Origin of the sequence: Wolbachia endosymbiont (group A) of Nomada flava, from assembly GCF_964027055.1 — a bacterium.
GTDB lineage: Bacteria > Pseudomonadota > Alphaproteobacteria > Rickettsiales > Anaplasmataceae > Wolbachia > Wolbachia pipientis.
This window is the reverse complement of sequence record NZ_OZ034725.1, coordinates 1,413,808-1,429,381: the sequence shown is the minus strand read 5'-3', so window position 1 is coordinate 1,429,381 and position 15,574 is coordinate 1,413,808. Positions and strand designations below refer to the sequence as shown.

The 15,574-nt window shown below is 33.9% G+C and carries 16 protein-coding genes, 2 other RNA genes and 2 pseudogenes; 12 read left to right on the top strand and 8 right to left on the bottom strand.

All coding sequences use genetic code 11. From position 1 onward, the window contains the following. Window positions 1-32 precede the first annotated feature (32 nt). From ssrS to AAGD70_RS07520, 3 genes are all read left to right on the top strand, one after another. Window positions 33-193, top strand: a non-coding RNA gene (gene ssrS, locus AAGD70_RS07530) — 6S RNA. 19 nt (window positions 194-212) lie between these two features. Continuing rightward, complete coding sequence (locus AAGD70_RS07525) at window positions 213-674, top strand: type II toxin-antitoxin system RatA family toxin (protein ID WP_010963012.1); 462 nt, start codon at window positions 213-215, stop codon at window positions 672-674. A gap of 54 nt (window positions 675-728) precedes the next feature. After that, a complete protein-coding gene (locus tag AAGD70_RS07520) occupies window positions 729-1,433 on the top strand; it encodes a DsbA family protein (protein ID WP_065094498.1) in 705 nt (234 codons plus the stop codon). A gap of 29 nt (window positions 1,434-1,462) precedes the next feature. On the opposite strand, the gene AAGD70_RS07515 is transcribed toward AAGD70_RS07520, so the two are convergent. Then, window positions 1,463-1,741: a DUF2671 domain-containing protein gene (locus AAGD70_RS07515; RefSeq protein ID WP_006279425.1), complete on the bottom strand. Its 279-nt coding sequence runs from the start codon at window positions 1,739-1,741 to the stop codon at window positions 1,463-1,465. Between the two features lie 250 nt (window positions 1,742-1,991). On the opposite strand from AAGD70_RS07515, the gene AAGD70_RS07510 reads away from it, so the two are divergent. Further along, window positions 1,992-2,639: an O-methyltransferase gene (locus AAGD70_RS07510; RefSeq protein ID WP_010081993.1), complete on the top strand. Its 648-nt coding sequence runs from the start codon at window positions 1,992-1,994 to the stop codon at window positions 2,637-2,639. A 1-nt stretch (window position 2,640) separates the two neighbouring features. Here AAGD70_RS07510 and AAGD70_RS07505 read toward each other — a convergent pair whose 3' ends face one another. Beyond that, window positions 2,641-3,294, bottom strand: a complete 654-nt coding sequence (locus AAGD70_RS07505) for a glutathione S-transferase family protein (protein ID WP_065094500.1) — start codon at window positions 3,292-3,294, stop codon at window positions 2,641-2,643. Window positions 3,295-3,401: 107 nt separating this feature from the next. After that, a pseudogene (locus AAGD70_RS07865) lies at window positions 3,402-3,608 on the bottom strand (WPE palindromic element domain-containing protein); the annotation flags it as partial. Window positions 3,609-3,733: 125 nt separating this feature from the next. Here AAGD70_RS07865 and ffs point away from each other — a divergent pair. The 3 genes from ffs (at window position 3,734) to AAGD70_RS07485 (ending at window position 5,782) form a co-directional block, all read left to right on the top strand. Beyond that, an RNA gene (ffs, locus tag AAGD70_RS07495) (signal recognition particle sRNA small type) lies at window positions 3,734-3,823 on the top strand. 21 nt (window positions 3,824-3,844) lie between these two features. Further along, window positions 3,845-5,446 (top strand): DNA polymerase III subunit gamma/tau, encoded by a 1,602-nt coding sequence (gene dnaX / locus AAGD70_RS07490; protein ID WP_065095302.1) that lies wholly within the window; start codon window positions 3,845-3,847, stop codon window positions 5,444-5,446. Window positions 5,447-5,467: 21 nt separating this feature from the next. Further along, entirely contained in the window at window positions 5,468-5,782 is a 315-nt protein-coding gene (locus tag AAGD70_RS07485) for a YbaB/EbfC family nucleoid-associated protein (protein ID WP_065094503.1), read from the top strand. 75 nt (window positions 5,783-5,857) lie between these two features. Here the strand turns inward: AAGD70_RS07485 and AAGD70_RS07480 are convergent, their stop codons facing one another. Next, window positions 5,858-6,067, bottom strand: coding sequence for a hypothetical protein (locus AAGD70_RS07480; RefSeq protein ID WP_156517985.1), 210 nt, complete (start codon window positions 6,065-6,067; stop codon window positions 5,858-5,860). Between the two features lie 387 nt (window positions 6,068-6,454). Here AAGD70_RS07480 and AAGD70_RS07475 point away from each other — a divergent pair, with 387 nt between their 5' ends. The 4 genes from AAGD70_RS07475 (at window position 6,455) to dnaN (ending at window position 10,127) form a co-directional block, all read left to right on the top strand. Next, complete coding sequence (locus AAGD70_RS07475) at window positions 6,455-7,153, top strand: acyloxyacyl hydrolase (protein ID WP_065094504.1); 699 nt, start codon at window positions 6,455-6,457, stop codon at window positions 7,151-7,153. Between the two features lie 317 nt (window positions 7,154-7,470). Beyond that, a complete protein-coding gene (locus AAGD70_RS07470) occupies window positions 7,471-8,364 on the top strand; it encodes an RNA polymerase factor sigma-32 (RefSeq protein WP_065094505.1) in 894 nt (297 codons plus the stop codon). Beyond that, on the top strand, window positions 8,357-8,854 hold the full coding sequence (locus AAGD70_RS07465; protein ID WP_065094506.1) for an invasion associated locus B family protein: 498 nt from the start codon (window positions 8,357-8,359) through the stop codon (window positions 8,852-8,854). The genes AAGD70_RS07470 and AAGD70_RS07465 overlap by 8 nt, the downstream gene beginning before the upstream one ends. Before the next feature lie 115 nt (window positions 8,855-8,969). Next, window positions 8,970-10,127, top strand: coding sequence for a DNA polymerase III subunit beta (gene dnaN / locus AAGD70_RS07460; protein ID WP_038199350.1), 1,158 nt, complete (start codon window positions 8,970-8,972; stop codon window positions 10,125-10,127). Window positions 10,128-10,206: 79 nt separating this feature from the next. Here the strand turns inward: dnaN and truA are convergent, their stop codons facing one another. The 4 genes and pseudogenes from truA to AAGD70_RS07440 all read right to left on the bottom strand — a co-directional run bounded on the left by truA (window position 10,207) and on the right by AAGD70_RS07440 (window position 13,683). Beyond that, a complete protein-coding gene (gene truA, locus AAGD70_RS07455; RefSeq protein ID WP_065094507.1) occupies window positions 10,207-10,944 on the bottom strand; it encodes a tRNA pseudouridine(38-40) synthase TruA in 738 nt (245 codons plus the stop codon). 71 nt (window positions 10,945-11,015) lie between these two features. After that, window positions 11,016-11,138, bottom strand: a pseudogene (locus AAGD70_RS07450) (IS630 transposase-related protein); the annotation flags it as partial. A 284-nt stretch (window positions 11,139-11,422) separates the two neighbouring features. Next, entirely contained in the window at window positions 11,423-12,181 is a 759-nt protein-coding gene (locus tag AAGD70_RS07445) for a cytochrome c1 (RefSeq protein WP_065095300.1), read from the bottom strand. Between the two features lie 272 nt (window positions 12,182-12,453). Next, the gene (locus AAGD70_RS07440; RefSeq protein WP_065094509.1) at window positions 12,454-13,683 is read right to left on the bottom strand and encodes a cytochrome b; all 1,230 of its coding nucleotides are present in this window, start codon (window positions 13,681-13,683) and stop codon (window positions 12,454-12,456) included. Between the two features lie 344 nt (window positions 13,684-14,027). Here AAGD70_RS07440 and AAGD70_RS07435 point away from each other — a divergent pair, with 344 nt between their 5' ends. Then, complete coding sequence (locus AAGD70_RS07435) at window positions 14,028-15,557, top strand: N-acetylmuramoyl-L-alanine amidase (protein WP_245611013.1); 1,530 nt, start codon at window positions 14,028-14,030, stop codon at window positions 15,555-15,557. The last annotated feature ends 17 nt before the right edge of the window (window positions 15,558-15,574 follow it).

Here is a 15,574-nt window from a genome sequence, read left to right as displayed (position 1 = left end):
ACACACCTTGTATAAATCATCTACAATTAATTAAGGGTCTGTTCTATGCGTTATGAGTTAAGTTAAATTTCCCGAGCGATAATTTCTAGTCAAGGGAATTGCCTCTGTTAATTTCGTTGAAATTGATACGCGATGCCCACCTTAACTTTAGTCTCAGGAATCTACTAAGGCTGACGGTAGATACGGATCCTATTTTGATTGGTTTAACATTTATGCTTCATCAATACAAAGAACAGGGTGTTTTCCTATGTTTGCCTAATGAAGTATTCCAAATTGTAATTGATGTTGAAAGGTATCCTGATTTTGTTCCTTGGTGCAAAGCCGTTTATATAAAAGAAAAAATTAACAACCAAATGGTTGTGGATCTCCTCGCAGCTTTTCATGGAATTAAAGGTAGATATACATCAGAAGTTACTTCTCTTTCTCCAAGTGGAACAAATGAAGGTTGGATAAAAGCTGTATCATCAAATGGAATATTTAAACATCTATACAATGAATGGCAATTCATTCCCATAGATGAAAATAAAACTATGGTAAAGTTTTATATAGAGTTTAAGTTTAAGTCCAACTCATTTTCCACTTTATTAAACTCAGTATATAAGTATACACAAAGTAAAATAATTGCTGCATTTAAAGATAGGGCTGAAAGCCTTGCTAAACAAAAGTTATCTTGACATTATTAATATAAATGTATAATTTTTTTTAGTAAGTTAAGTGTTTATATTGTAATGATTTTTAGACTATTGTTTTTATTAATTTTCATAAGTGTTAATTCTTATGCAGTTGTTAAGCAAGATTTATCCGATAACCAATACATTCAAAAAAAACCCAATGAAATAACATCAAATGAGCTATTATCGCCATTACCTGATGATAAATTATTAGGAGATCCAAAAGCACCAATTCTAATGATAGAATATGCTTCATTAACTTGTTATCACTGCTCTCTTTTTCATAGGAATGTTTTTCCTAAAATTAAAGAGAAATATATAGACACAGGTAAGATGTTATATATATTTCGTCATTTTCCTTTGGATTACAGAGGGCTAAAGGCTGCAATGCTAAGTCATTGCTACGAAAAACAAGAAGACTACTTTAATTTTAACAAAGCTGTTTTTAACTCAATAGATTCGTGGAATTACTACAATTTAAGTGATTTGACTTTACTACAAAGAATTGCTGCACTAAGCAACTTAAAGCAAGATGCATTTAACCAATGCATTAATGATAAGAAAATAATGGATAAAATCGTAAATGATAAATCACTGGCAATTAATAAACTTGGTATCACAGCCACTCCAATATTTTTCATCAAGCTTAACGATGATAAATCATATATAGAGCATAATAAAGTTAAACATGGAGGGTATAAAGAGCTGAAATACTTCACTAATGTGATAGATAAATTATATGGAAAAGCTATAGTGAAGTAATACCACTGTAGCTTACCATATAAAAGACTCTATGCTGAGTCATTGTTTTTCACTACTGTTTGTTGTTTTTTACGCTCAAACTCTCTTTTTTTACTGTGCCAAGTGTAGTAATACATAGCGATTTTATTCTCTATTAATACTATTGTCCCATCATAAAACTGAACCATATCCATAACTTTTCTCTGAGCTTCATCAAAACGTTCTTTATACTTTTCACGATAAGCTGGATTATGTAGTAACATAACCCCTTCATTCTTGTTAGATTTTTTGTTTAACGTTTCAACTTCACCAGCAATAGTATAAGACATATAACCCCCTCTAATTGATTATAAAAATTATATTTTAAAAAGAGAAATGCGCATAAACAATCCCTTTAATTCTAGCATAATAATCGACTGTTTATTATACTAGTTAACTATAGTACGATATATAATAATTTTTGTCACTTAAAATTTTATACTATGAAATAATAACTTAAAATAAATGTTTTTATTATTTTAAACTATATTATTATATTTATAAATTGTGTATGAATTAAGTCTCCCTAATTTATAATATATGCGTAATAATTTTAGTATAAAATTGTCATACATAAGAAATCTATTTGCAAAAGAATATAAAAAAATAGAAGAATATTGTATTCTTGAAAAAAAGCAACATATTCAAATTGGCCCTGAAGAAGGAAAGCTATTAAGTTTATTTATAAAAATCCAAAAAATCAAAAGTATTGTTGAGATTGGCACGTTATACGGTTACTCGTCGATTTGCATGGCAAAAGCTCTACTAAAAGACGGTCATATATATACAATAGAAAATAATCCTCAACACTCAAGAATAGCAAAAAAAAATTTTAGTGCTTTTAATCTAAGTGATAAAATTACTCTAATAGAAGGCGATGCACTGGAAAAAATTAATGAATTATCAGCAAAAGCACCATTTGACATGATATTTATTGATGCTGACAAAAGTAGTTATCCTAAGTATTTAGATTGGGCAGAGTCATACATTAAACAAGATGGGCTAATCGTTGCAGATAACACTCTACTGTTTAACACAGTATTTTTAGAATCGCCTCCAAAAGAAGTATCAGAAAAATCATGGCATGCCATGAGGGAGTTTAATAATAGATTATCAGATGAAAAAAAATATTTCTCTATATTGATTCCAACTGATGAAGGAATGACTGTAGCTTTAAAGCTAACATAAGTTAAAAATCAAGGTCAGCATAATGTTTAGGAGGGATTAAACCAGAAATCCTCTCTAATAATATCTCACGAAAACAAGGCTTTGATTTAACAATGGAGTACCATTCTTTTAAAATTTTACTTTTTTCCCATGGAAAACTACTTACATAATCCATTACGGAAATATGCGATGCTAAAGTAATATCAGCTAAAGTGAACTTATCAGTTGCAAGCCAAACGTTCTTGTTAATTAAGTGTTCGATGTATTCCATATGGCAAGGCAGGTTATGCTGAGCTGCATGAAGAAATCTAGAGTCAGGGCTGCGGTTAGTAATTACTTTTTCATTCATAATATACTTAGTAACTTCATTGTAAAATTTGTTATCGAACCAATTGATTAGAGCGCGTATTTTAGACTTAATAATAGTGGATGAACCAAGTAATTTGACGTCGCTATTGTAAGTCTCTTCTATATATTCACAAATGGCATTACTATCCGCTATTACAAAGTTATTATCTATTAACACTGGTACTTGCCCGGTTGGATTGATCTCCATAAATTCATTCCGCTTTTCCCACGGATTTTCATACACTAGATCACAGCCTAATTTTTTTTCTTTTAGAAAAGCTCTAACTTTTCGTGAAAATGGACAAAGAGGAAAATGATATAAAATCATAACACCTCTCCTTTGTCATCCCAGTACCTATAGGTTGTTATTCCAGTGCATGATACTGGCATCCAGCTTATTTCATTATGGACATTATTTTTAACATATACTCCTAGAATCCGTTGTACATTGCATAATTTGCAAATATTTTTATATCTGGATCCCAGTACAACTGTACGAACATTGTAGTTTGAGAGCAATTCCCACCGGAAGGGTGTCATTCCAGTGCTTGACACTGGAATCCAGTTCTTATTATACAACAGCCTGATGTATTCATTTAAAATTAAGTTTTCTGGATCCCAGTGTCTGGGCACTGGGATGACAGAAGAAGAGTATTTTGGGTAACAGTTATTTACTCCAAAGTAGCACTGCAAAAAATCTGACATATCAAATTATAAAACTAACATAGGATATACCTTGCTAAATAAAAAAAAAAGTATAATATTTTATAAGGTATGCAGGCAAAAACTCTGTAATTTGGTCAGATCAGAAATGAAGCAGCCATATCAGAACCTTTTTGGGTTGCATACCTATTTCATTATTTGTTTTATCCGAGGCTATGAATATAGCATTAAAACATCGTCCTAGTAGCTTTAAAGATCTAGTAGGTCAAGATATATTAGTGCGTGTATTAGAAAACGCTTTTATTTTAAACAAAATCCCACAATCTATACTGCTCTCTGGTAGTAGTGGAGTTGGTAAAACCACCACTGCAAGGATAATAGCTTTATGTTTGAATTGTTCCCTGGGGCCAATTTTTGAACCTTGCGGATCATGTGAAAATTGTCTAGCAATAAAAAATTCAAGCCATCCAGATGTAATTGAAATCGATGCAGCAAGTCACACTAGCATTGACGATATTAAAGTAATCCTGGGAGATATTTGCTATTCACCTATAAGCTCTAAATTCAAAGTCTACATTATAGATGAAGTACACATGTTATCCAGCAGTGCATTTAACGCATTACTTAAAACCCTAGAAGAGCCACCATCTAGTGTAAAATTCATTTTAGCAACTACGGAAATAAAAAAGATACCAATAACTATTATTGCACGTTGTCAAAGATTTGATTTACACAACATTCCTGTAGCTAAAATAGTGGAACGTTTAAATGATGTTGCACAAAAAGAGAGTTATTCCATTGAAAAGGGAGCATTAGAATTAATTGCACGACATTCTGGAAATTCAATGCGTAACGCCTTGTTTTTGATGAATCAAGCAGTGCTATATAGCAAAGATGGTGCAATATCCACTAAAAATGTGACAGACATACTTGGCCTAGTGGATAAAGATATTATATTCGATCTATTAGGAGCAATATTAGATGGTGATTTACAGAAAGCTCTATCAGTGTTTGACAAGGCGATAAAAACAGCAAACCCACTTAGTATTTTTGAAGGTCTATTGCAAACAATTCAGTTAGTATGCCGTCTTTTGATTACAAAAGAAATTGATAATGCAGTTACAACGCATGAAAAGAATAGGATAAAAGATTTAAGTATAAAGAAGTCTTTAATATTTTTTTCGAGATTGTGGAAGATGTTGCTTAAAGGTATTCAAGATATAAAAGCTTCAACATGCAATGACGTTGCTGCTGAAATGATGTTAATTAGTCTTTGCTATCTCTCTGATCTACCTTCTCCAGAACAGGTGATCAAAAAAGTTCTTTCACAGAATGCAGAGCAAGGAAATAGACAGGGCAGACCTGTTGCACCTTCCCCCTCTGTCACCCAAGTAGCTGACTACTCGGATCCAAAAAAATATGTGGAAAGTAAACAACAACCCCACTCTGTCATCCCAGTGCGTGACACTGGGATCCATGTGGAAAATAAACAACAAAATTACGATTTTGATAAGATTTTGCAACTATTAAGGCGGAGTAACCAAATTTATCTTTACAAACAACTGTGTAGTAATCTACAATTAATAGATTGTAAACCTGGATATCTAAAATTAAAAGCTGTATCTAAGTTGGATAGTAATTTTTGCAATGATTTAAAAAATTACTTAAACCAGGTAACTCAGCAGGAGTGGGTTATTACAGTTGATACGGGTTATATAAACAGGGAAGTGAGTAATTTAAATTATGCACCTGCAGTTAAGTACATCCTTGACACGTTTAAAGGTGCAAAAGTAGTTAATATAGAAAATAAGGAGTAAGTTGTGGATCTTAGTCAAATAATGAAACAAATGCAAGAGATGCAAAAAAAGCTTGCAGAAGCTCAAGAAAAATATATTGGAAAAGAGTTTCAAGGTATTTCTGGTGGCGGCAAAGTTTCTGTATTAGTGGAAGTCATAAAAATAGGTAGCTATAAAGCTAAAAAGGTGAACATAGACTTAGAACTTATGAGAAATGAGGAAAAAGATATAGTAGAGGATTTAGTAACAGCAGCATTTAATGATGCCATTAAAAAAGCAGAAGAAGATATGGCAAATGCAACTCCTGATCTTGCAGGTATGATGGGTTTACCACCTGGGTTTAAACTTCCTTTTTGAATTTACTACTGAAGTTTCTTTTAGTGTAAGTATTTTTTTTCTAATACTAGACTTCTTTATATAATGCGCCTATAGCTAGCACAGCCCTATGTCATACCGCCGCGGTATCTCAGCCGCTAACAAGTAGCGGAATGATAGCAGTTCTACGTCATACCGTGATTCATTCCACAACTGTACAAACATTGCAATATGGCACGATATCACATAGTAAACGATGTCATTCCAGTGCTTGACACTGGAATCCAGCCTTGCCGTAATCTCATCAAGAACGTTGTGCTTTAACATAAAACGGCTACTTTTATGCTTACCAACTTAATAAAATTCCTGGATCCCAGTGTCAAGCACTGGGATGACAAGAAGAGGGTACTTGAATAAGAGGCATTGCCCTCCTGGTAGGCCCAAATTGCAATGTTCGTACAGTTGTGCGCGGTATCTCAGCCGCTAACAAGTAGCGGAATGACGAGGTCTTTCGATAGTAAATCTTACCTATGTTAGCTATACCAAAAAATCAAGAGTAAAAAAGTCGTATTTATTCATTAATAAAATCTTTGTCTTCTCCTAAAAATTAGTTAAAATGTAAGATATTTTGTGTTATTAAGTTAGCACTTGACTTAACTTTAGTTGTTACTTAGACTGCTAAAGTGGAATTTTAATTTTTTTACGAGGACAATTATGCATTATAAAAAGTTTTTTTCAGCAGCCGCTTTAGCAACGTTGCTAAGTTTATCAAGCTCTGCTTTTTCAGATCCTGTTGGTCCAATAAGTGATGAAGAAACTAGCTACTACGTTCGTTTGCAATACAATGGTGAATTTTTACCTCTTTTCACAAAAGTTGATGGTATTACAAATGTAACAGGCAAGGAAAAGGATAGTCCCTTAAAAGCATCTTTTATAGCTGGTGGTGGTGCGTTTGGCTATAAAATGGACGACATTAGAGTTGATGTTGAAGGGCTTTACTCATGGTTGAATAAAGATGCAGATGTAGTAGGTGATACAGTTGCAGATAATTTAACAGCAATTTCAGGACTAGTTAACGTTTATTACGATGTAGCAATTGAAGATATGCCTATCACTCCATACATTGGTGTTGGTGTTGGTGCAGCGTATATTAGCACTCCTTTGAAAACCCCTATAAATGATCAAAAAAGTAAATTTGGTTTTGCTGGTCAAGTAAAAGCTGGTGTTAGCTATGATGTAACTCCAGAAATCAAGCTTTATGCTGGAGCTCGTTATTTCGGTTCTTATGGTGCTAATTTTGATGGAAAAAAAACAGATCCTAAAGATTCAACCAAACAGGTTACTGATGCAGGCGCATACAAAGTTCTTTACAGCACTGTTGGTGCAGAAGCTGGAGTAGCGTTTAATTTCTAGTCTATCTCAGTCTTGTTATCCCAGTGGGTTTTTTCTTGTCATCCAAGTAGCATGACACTGGGATCTAGAAAAAGAAATGTGGATTCCAGTGTCAAGGCACTGGAATAACACTATTTGCTATGTGTTTAAGCTATAACGTTCACCATTGTATTGATAGAATATCATCTAAAGTTACATAATGTTATCCAATTAGCTAACACTGCGGCCTACTGTCTCCAAGAAATTAGATGGAAAATTTGTACTTTTTTCAAATCAAAGCTTGAATTTTTGCTGGAAAATCAATATATTATATGCATGAAGTTTTAATTTAAGTTGTTATGTTGACCCCAATGGCAAGCTTATGTGTCGATAGCAGAACCAATCTCATACAATATATTGCTAGGGTGCGAAAATTTCCCATGCTGTCTCAAGAGGAAGAAGTACAACTAGCAAAAAATTGGAACCAATACAAGGATATTTCTTCTGCTCATAAATTGATTACCAGCCATTTGAATTTGGTAGTGAAAATTGCAATGAAATTCAAAAATTATGGACTATTGTTGATGGACCTGGTCATGGAAGGGAATATGGGTTTAATGCATGCAGTAAAAAAGTTTAATCCTGATTTAGGGTTTCGTTTTTCAACTTATGCAGTGTGGTGGATTGAAGCTTCAATAAAAGACTTTATATTGAAATCTTGGTCATTTGTGAAAATAGGCACAACGCAAGCACAAAGAAGATTATTTTTTAGTTTACGTAAAATAAAAAAAAGAATTTTACAGTATACAAACAGAGAAACTTTAAATAATGAAGAAATAAAAGCAATATCTAATGAGCTTTCTGTATCCGAAGGAGATGTTGTACAAATGAATTACCGTTTGGCTTGTAAGGATCAGTCACTAAACGATTGCATAAAAATAGGTGATGACTCTAAAAGGGAGTTACAAGATATGATCCCATGTAACTTGGTCAGTCAAGAAGTAACCTATCAGAATCATGAAGAAAAAGAATTAAAAGAAACAATTTTAAACAATGCACTAGCAAGCCTCAACGAAAGGGCAAGAGACATTTTTATCAGTAGATATTTGTCTGAAAACACTCAAACTCTAGATGAACTTAGTAAAAAATATTGTGTTTCAAGAGAAAGAATAAGGCAGTTGGCTGAGCAGGCGATGGCTAAGGTAAAACGATATATACAATCTGAAAGTTTGAAATTTGGTTTGCATGCGTAGTTTTTTTATATTTCTAATATTTTTTTCAATAGGCACTTTTGCATCAGTTAGTGATGTACAATTGAAGGAAAAATATAAAGATTGGCTCGTGTATACTGCATTGGAAGATGGAGAGAAAGTATGTTATATTGTATCCTATCCTAAAAAAAAAAGCGAACATTATACAACCAACCGCAAGCCATATGTAATGGTTAGTTATGTTGATAAAAAAGCAGATGAGGTAAGCGTTACCTCTGGTTTTCAGTATGATAAGGAGCCTGTAGCTCTCAATATCGATAAAAAAATTAAATATACACTGCCCATAATACAGGGAAGTTTTGCATGGGCAGAGCATACAAAAATAGATCAAGATCTCATTCTAAAAATGAAGCAGGGATTATCAATGGTAGTGAATGGGAAAACAAAAACAGTGACCATTGATGATACTTATTCCCTACTTGGGTTTCAAAAAGCGTATCAAAAAATGCATGATTTATGCCATACAAAGTAAATTATTGTAACAGAATACCCAGCTATAGTATAAACTAGACTACTCTTTCAATGAATAGCACTTTACTTTATATGGAATGCGGATATCATTTAAAATATATTTTTGAGAGTTAGTAATGTCAGAGGTTGCAGGTGTAGATACAGAAATCAAAAAGCAAAATTCTGTGTGTGAGCAGATGCGTTTTAGCGTGAGCCGCACAAGTCTTTTAAATACATTATCCAGAGTAAGTGGAGTGGTTGAAAGGCGTAATGCAATAGATGTTTTGGCGTGTATAAATATCAAAGCACAACACGGCAGCATAAAATTAATGGCAACTGATCTTGACATTTCAATGTTTGCCTCACTTGCTGCAACCGTATTAACAGAAGGAGAAGTAAAAATTTCAGCGCATACTTTACATGACATAGTGAAGAAGTTACCCGCTGATTTGGATGTCAATTTTGAAGTAAACAACCAAGGAAAATTATTGATGTCTTGCGGAAATGCAAACTTTTCTTTACCGAATGTAGTTTCAAGCAGCTTTCCTGCTCTTGAAGAAGACAATTATAAACATGATTTTACTCTACTAAATACGGACCTGATAGATTTATTAACTAAAACAAAATTTGCTGTATCACTAGATGATACAAGGTATAATTTAAATGGAATATATCTACATACAGATGAGCAATTTCTGTACTGCGTTGCAACTGATGGCCATCGTTTATCATGTATAAAGAGGCCAAAGCCTGGGAACATCAATGGCGAATTTGGTGTGATCATTCCACGTAAAACTGTTATGGAGCTGTTAAAAATATTGGACGATTGTAATGAAATTAAAGTAAAACTCTCAGACAGAAAAATCAAGTTTACATGCGGTGAATATATTCTAATATCAAAATTAATAGATGGAACTTTTCCAAATTATAAAGCAGTTATTCCAGCATCTCAAGATAAGCATATGATTATTGAAAGTAAAAAACTTTCAGACGTTATAGATCGAGTTTCCGTTGTTGTATCTGATAAAGTAAAATCTATTAAATTCTCACTACAAGAAAAGCTGCTAACTCTGCATTCAAACTCCCAAGAGTGCAGTGATGCAACTGAATCCATAGAAGTGGACTACAATGAAGCCCCTATAGAAATAGGGTTCAACTCGCGTTATTTACTTGATGTTCTATCCTGCATAAAAAATAAATGTAAGTTTAGCTTAGCCGATGGTAATAGTGCTACAATTATCACTGATGAAGACGATTCAAGTGCATTATATGTAGTAATGCCAATGAGAACTTAAACTCGTCATCTCGCTGCTTGTTAGCGGAATCTGGAGATACCGTGGCGGTATGGCACTTATTTCACTAGCTTTTATTAAATTAGTAATCTATCTTTACCAAATATAAGCCAAAAGGTGGTGCAGTAACTCCAGCGGCACTTCTTTTGCATTGGTTTAATATATTTAGCATTTCTTGCGGATTGGTTCTATTTTTTCCAAATTCAACTAAAGTACCCACAATAATCCTCACTTGGTTATGTAAAAAGGAAATAGCAGATATTTTGATGTGTATATGATTCCCATTTTGTATTATATCGATATCATCAATTGTTCTTATCAGATTTGCGGCTTGACAATCTTTTGAACGGAAACTTGAAAGGTCATGTTTTCCAAGTAGATGTTTAGCAGCTTCACGCATAATATTTACATCAAGTGGGCTAAACACTTGCCATACATAACCCGTCTCCAGAGCGGCAGGAGCATAGCGATTAACTATTCTATATTCGTAATATCTTTTTTTTGCTGAAAACCGTGCGTGAAACGCATCATCTACAACTTCTGCATTAAGCACGACTATAGGAATTGATTTTAAATGATAGTTTATTGCATTCCTTATTCTATAAAGCTCAAATTCCTTTTCCATATCAAAATGAGCAACTTGTCCTAAAGCATGAACCCCTGCATCAGTCCTGCCACCACAGTACAAAGTAACTTTCTCACCACTAAAATTAAATATAGCATTTTCTATCTTCTCCTGGATTGAGTTAGCAGAGTGTTGCTGTTTTTGCCAACCAGAGAAACTACTACCATTATATTCTACCGTTATTTTGTATCGCACTGCATTACATCAAGCTCTATCTAAAATAGTCATTTTCTATCTTAACATAATTTATGGTCAAGCCTACAGTGCTGCCACTCCCATAAAGTAGTTCGTCCAATCTTAAATCTTGCTGCCACTGCTTCTCTGCTTTCTCCTTCGTCTAGCGCCTCCATTGCTTTTTTTCTTAAATCATAACTATATGCTGCTGGCATTCAACCTCCTTATCATTATCTATCCTTATCACATCCGGACTTCTATGAAAAGAGCTATAAATCGTGAAAAAGAACTGCTCATTAAGTGCTATTTGCTTAATAAATTTACTGACATTGGTATGGCTAAATTCGAAATGGCTACATGAATTTATCGTAAATTATTACCGTATAAGGTACGATGCGACAAAGCCATCCCAGTGTCAGCTACTCGGATGACACCGTCATAAAGGAACCAGTGTTAGCTACTTGGATGACAACCATTGTGCTTGAGGCAAAATTGACTATCACTTCTTTTTATAGAGCTTGCTCCAAACTTTGTTGTTAGTTAATACAAAAAACACTGTTAAAATTATAAAATACGCCACTACTTTTAATCCAAGTTTATGCCTGCGCTCTAATTCTGGCTCTCCTGCCCATTGTAAAAAATTTACCACGTCATATGCCATATTTTCAACTGTGGCTTGTCTTGCAACATCATATTCCACCATTCCTTCAGAAAGTGGTGGCGCCATAGCTAATCTGCCTGTTGGAAAATACGAATTAAAATATAAATCATTTTCATCGTGTTCGCCGTTTTGATAGCCTGTTAACAGTGAATAGATATAATTTGCACCATCATGCCTTGCTTTAATAATTAATGATAAGTCTGGTGGGACTGCACCATTGTTGCTTGCTGCAGCTGCTTCTTTTGTATCAAAAGGCGCAATAAAATAATCCGAAGGTACTCCAGGTCTGTCAAACATTTCACCCAAATCATTCGGACCATCTTTAACTTGGTAAGAAGCTGCTATCTGTTTTACATCTTCTTCAGAAAAACCGACATCTTGCAAATTACGAAATGCTACCCTATTCATTGAATGACAAGCAGCACAGACTTCTTTATACACTTTATAGCCACGCTGAATTGACTCTCTATCGAAAGATCCGACAATTCCATCAAATTTCCAGTCTATTTTCTTATTTGGTAATGGTTTAAACTCTTCTGCAGATATAAGACTAGATAGAAATAACATGCAGGAGATTGCAAATACATTAGATCCCATGCGTAACCACTGTTTTAGTAAATTTCGAATTGATGACAACGGAAGATAGTGGAATGACACTGTGTGTTGTATACAACGTTCATACAGTTGTGTACATGATGCTGGAATCCATTTATTTTTTTTCTGGATCCCAGTGTCAAGCACTGGGATGACAGAAGAGGGTGCTGGGATGACAGAAGAGAGTTCTGGAATGACAGAAGAGGGCTCTGGGGTGAAAGAAGAGAGTTCTGGGATGACAGAGAATTTTGTAAGAGATCTGCTTTGAATTGACATCACCTCATCTCCGGCACAGAATCACTTAAGGTTTTTGGTGGTTCTTTTGGCTTTTCATACTTACTAAGCAGTGGTAAAACTATCACAAAGTATGCAAAGTAATAAAGAGTAGATAGCCTACTCATAGTGATGTAAGGTTCTTTCACCTCTTGTCCTCCAAGCCAGGCAAGAAGTGCAAAATTTATTGCAAAAACCCAAAAAAATTTCTTAAACACCGGGCGATAAGCACCACTTTTAACTTTTGATTTATCAAGCCAAGGTAACAAAAACCACACTAAAATAGACGCAAACATGGTAAGCACACCAGTAAGTTTATCTGGAATCGAACGTAGCATTGCATAAAAAGGTAAAAAATACCACTCTGGCACTATGTGTACCGGAGTTACCATAGAGTCAGCTTCTATATAATTATCTGGATGCCCAAGATAATTGGGAGCATAGAAAACAAATGCGAACAAAACTACAAAAAACAGACCAAAAGTTATGCAATCCTTGACTATATAATAAGGATAGAGAGGGATGGTATCCTTATCTGATTTTACCTCCACTCCACTTGGGTTACCAGAGCCAAACCTATGCAGAGCTATCACATGAAGCATAGCTAAAGCAATAATAACAAAAGGCAGAAGATAATGCAGAGCGAAAAAACGGTTAAGTGTTGGGTTATCCACTGAAAAACCACCCCATAACCATATAACTATTTTATTGCCAATTAAAGGTATAGCAGAAAATAAGTTGGTTATAACTGTTGCACCCCAGAAACTCATTTGTCCCCAAGGCAATACATATCCCATAAAGGCAGTTGCCATCATTGCAAAAAATATAAATATTCCAATAAACCACACCATCTCTCTCGGTCTTTTATAAGATCCGTAATATAATCCACGCATTATATGAACATAGACTACCATAAAGAAGAGCGATGCTCCAACAGCGTGAGTGTAGCGTATTAACCACCCGTAATTCACATCTCGCATTATGCGCTCTACACTATTAAACGCATAATCAACATGCGGAGTGTAGTGCATAGCAAGAAATATACCTGTTATTATTTGTAAAATCAGCGCTATACCAGCCAAAGAGCCAAAGTTCCAAGCATAATTTAAGTTTTTTGGCACTTGGTAAGAAGCAGTGTGTCTTAGAAAAGAAAATATAGGCAATCTATATTCTATCCATCCTAATATGCCTTTTTCTTCTTTTATTGTTTCTTTTTTGTTATCTTCCTGCATAACTTAAACCTTTCTGAACACATGTCCATTGCTACTTTTATCTTATTTTTTTATTGTAGCAACTTATCCTTTACGCACAAATAAAAACTTTAAAGCAATATTAATTACCTCTTCAGCAACCTATCACGTGCCGCATTTAATTTTTGTGTAAAATATTCCGAGCCTCCTTATATCTGGATGGACTAGCTTCATTAAATTTTAATATGCTTTATTGATTTCATTTTGGTTAGCTCCAGAATCTATTCCTAGCACTTTAAACGCTCCATCTCTGAACATGTTACTACTACCGGACTAGTATGATTTTGTCTTGTAAATTTATTCAACAACCCTATTCTAACTATAGAATGAAAAATTATCTACAAAGTGTTTATAAAGATGGTATGAAAATCCAACTATCTAAAGTTAACAAATATTTATTAGTTTTACTGATTACTGTTTCAGCATTTCTCATATCTGGGCAAGTATCCAGTTCAAGCAATATCGAGAATGATTTTCAAGATTTACAAGAAAAATTACCATTATTGAAAGATCAGGATTTGTTATTTTTAGATCCAGCTTCAGCTTTAAATTATGGTGATAGGGCAGGTAAAAAAGTGTTAATGGTTATAGTTCACCATACTGAAACATCAACATTAAAAGGTACAAAAGATACACTGAATGCTAGAGGATTGTCAGTTCATTTTATTGTCGATAGGGATGGCAGCATCACCTTAATGGTTCCATTAGAGAAAGAAGCATGGCATGCTGGTATTAGTTATGCAAGAGTTAAGATAGATAGCAAGCTTGAAGAGCTACGGAAGCTTAACAACTACTCTGTAGGTATTGAAATTGTAAACACAGGACTTGAGCCTTTTCCGGAAGAGCAAATGAGGTCCGTTAAAGAGCTGATTTTATATCTTATGGAGCGTTTTAAAATTAAAAGGGATATGATATTTAGTCATTCTGAAATAGGAACTATAGTGCATGATCCAGAGCTTGGCTATACAATGCGTAAACCAGATCCACACAAATTGTTTGATTGGGAGTTATTAGAGAAAAATGGAATTGGATTGCACATAAGTGACAGAATAAACCCTAAAGATGCTAAACAGCAAATGGGCGAAATATTGTATAAAGCAGGTGATAGAAATGAAGGTATTTTGAAATTAAAACAAAGGCTGAACAAATTTTTCTATAAGATACTACCCTGGAATGATAAGAAAGGTAATGTAATTTTTCCTGATAATAATGCTGATTACTCAGATAAGTTTGACGAGAATTTTGTATGGGTTATTTATCAGTTCTCAATACATAATTTACCAAGAGGAATTAGAAAAGATTTACCTCTTAAATTAGAACAAGCGGATATATTTCCTGAATTCTTTAGTAAATATAGTCATGGCATTTCTTCTAGTTATTTAACCTTTAGTGAAAAATTTAAATCGACTCTACAACCATGTTTAAGCAAAGTAGATTATGAGAATTTATTATCTTCTCTTGCACAATATGAGAATAACATTTCTCCTGATGCATCTACCACTTTAATGTACAAAATTAAGTTATACTATGATTCTTATTTAAGATATCGCATATGGTCTTCACTCTATGAACCATTTAAGCTTAATGTATTGGAAGAGTTAGACATTTTAAAGAGTGGAGTGTTATCTTTAAAATCACTAGATAGCTCTAAAGCTGCAGAAGTTTCCAGTTTAATTGATAGCTTTAAAGTAGATATTTCTTTAGAATTTCAGGATTTTGAAAAACAGTGGTTTCAGGAGTTTAAGAATGCTTGGAGACAAGAATTTATACCTTCCCTGGAAGAACAGATAACATGGACTGCGCTACATGAAGCAATATTGGAGTATTTAGAAAAAGCAAAGGAAGAAATTTGTTAAACGAAAACTTTTTTTAA